Origin of the sequence: Roseiconus lacunae, assembly GCF_008312935.1 — a bacterium.
Classification (GTDB): Bacteria; Planctomycetota; Planctomycetia; order Pirellulales; family Pirellulaceae; genus Stieleria; species Stieleria lacunae.
Window position 1 is genome coordinate 1 of record NZ_VSZO01000073.1, and the last position, 2,291, is coordinate 2,291.

Below are 2,291 nucleotides of genomic sequence, written 5' to 3' on the forward strand. Positions count from 1 at the left end.
GCAATGGGCCGACTGCGGTTATCCTATCCGGCTTGTGCGTTGATCCGAACTTAAAGCTAGAAGAAACAACGAACGTGACCAAGCACGACGAACGTTGGCGATCACGCGGTCGCCGCGAGCGATCCTCCACTTCAAAATCCACGACTCGGCGACTCGTCGTGCATCGCATTGTTACCTGGTGTCTCCTGGTAGCTCTGAGAAAGCCAACCCACCGAACGAGCGTAGCAGCTGGACCAACTCATCGTCTCCTCCCAACTCAGCCCAGTCAAGATATGTCTTGTCAGCATCTTCGAGTGCATTCGGATCAGCGTTTCGTTGGAGTAGCAACCGTGCAGCATCCAGTTGACGCCATGAGCATGCGAATCCAAGCGGTCGTTCGTTCTGCTCGTTTGTCGCTTCGATTTCGGCCCCGTAGCCCAAAAGCAAATCCATGAGGGCGGTATCGCCGTCAGCGGCAGCCTGCATTAGCGGTGTGTTGGAACCAGCTCCCAGCCTGCAGTCAGCCGAGACTCCCCGATCGAGCAACCATCGAACAAGCGATGGCCGCGACCAGATGGCCGTAAAGAGAAGCAACGAATCGTCAGACTCAAGCAGCTGTGGCCGCTTCTTAAGGAGCCGATGTAATCGCTTTCGGCTTCCGCGTCGGATGTAGAATTCAGCCTTGTCGAAAACGCGTTGCCCCAAGTGTAAATCCTCAAAGCTTGATCCAGGTAACGTTACCCGTCACCGGGCCGGGAAAGTTGAGTGTCCATTCGTGAAACCTTGCAAGCCCGGCTCCGGTGCACGGGATGGTTCCCCGCTCTCTGGGTTCAAGTTCGTCGCTGACTTCACATTCCGATTGACGATAGCGTAGCGAACGCCGCAAACAACACATAGCTGGAGGCAGGCGACCCCAGTCCAGCCAAAACACTCTGCGATGAAGCGTCGCCCCGTAAACCAGTCAACCAGGGCCGCCGTAAGCATCAGTGCAGAGGTCAGGAGAAAAAGAGTCAGTGCAATCGTGGCCCACCGTCTTGCCGTGGGATTTGTCGGTGGAGTCTCAAACGCCTCCGCGGCGCGAATACGGGTTGCTGCAGAACCGGAGACGATGTCAGCGATCATTCCGAGCAAGAATGCGATCATGAATCTACGTTGAGGCTTCCAGCATTTCAGGCGGGGAACGTTGGTGATAACGGGGGCGCGGCCAAACATGGTGAACTCAGGAAACAACAGCGCCCGCGACTCCCGTTCATCACATGGTTCGTCAGGCTACGTTTTCCGCCGGTTGGAAGTTGGACGGGCCAGAATCATTGTAGCAATCGCTCGAATGACATGGGGCGTCAATGTCGAGCGGGATTTCGATATCAAACCGTGACACCAAGAGCGATTGACAGGCGACAGAGGTATCGTCGCCATTAGATGGGCCGGTTCGTGAATCAATACGGTGAAGCAGGAGTGACAAGAAAACCGCGACATCAGGTGCGATCAATAGGCGACTGATGTCACGCTGCCAATCAATGGGCCCCTACGTGAGTCATCCGGTACGACGAAAGTGACTTGCGCCGCGAATCACCAAGCAAAATTCCGTTTGGACAAGATGATCTATCAAACCGTGACACTAAGAGCGATCAATAGGAAACAGAGGTGACGTCACGAAGCAATGGGCCCCAATTCAGTCACGACGACAGGCGTCGGATCTAATCCGTATTCGAAGGTGAATGAACCAACGAACGTGAAGTAGCACGACGAACGGTGACGATCACGTGGTCGCCGCGGTTGACGAACCACTCCAACAACCTCAACGCGGCGACTCACGTGCATCGATTGGTTCGTCGGTTTACGGTTGCCGCCAGCGTGGTGTTGGACGGTCGTGATTCATTGTAGCGATGGTTGAATGCCGTGGGGCAATCCATCAGCCTGGGGCGGGAACAGCATAGTGTGTGCGAACCGAAGTACCGAAGTCGGCGGTTGACCGATCGTTAGGCCGTTATCGAGTGTTGGGGCCAATCGAAGACTCCACCGCGACAACGCAACGGGCGCACAGGAGTCAGAACCATTGTTGGCAGTTGTTAGCTGTTGAGAACATTTACCAAACCGTGACATCAAAAGCGATCAACGGGAAACAGAGGTCGCGTCAGCAAGCAATGGGCCGAATGCAGTCACCATATCCGGCTTGTGCGCTGTTCCGAATTCGAAGATCGATAAACCGACAACCGTCACCAAGCACGACGAACGGCTAGGATCACCGGGCAACGGCGATCAAGTAAAAACTAAAACCCAAAGGCCCCCGACTCCGTTGCTCCGTGTGCATC

Annotated in this window: 1 protein-coding gene; it reads right to left on the reverse strand. The window is 55.2% G+C overall.

The features are described 5' to 3' along the window. Nucleotides 1–171: 171 nt before the first annotated feature. Nucleotides 172–684, reverse strand: coding sequence for an ankyrin repeat domain-containing protein (locus FYC48_RS25570; RefSeq protein WP_149499651.1), 513 nt, complete (start codon nt 682–684; stop codon nt 172–174). Nucleotides 685–2,291: the final 1,607 nt, after the last annotated feature.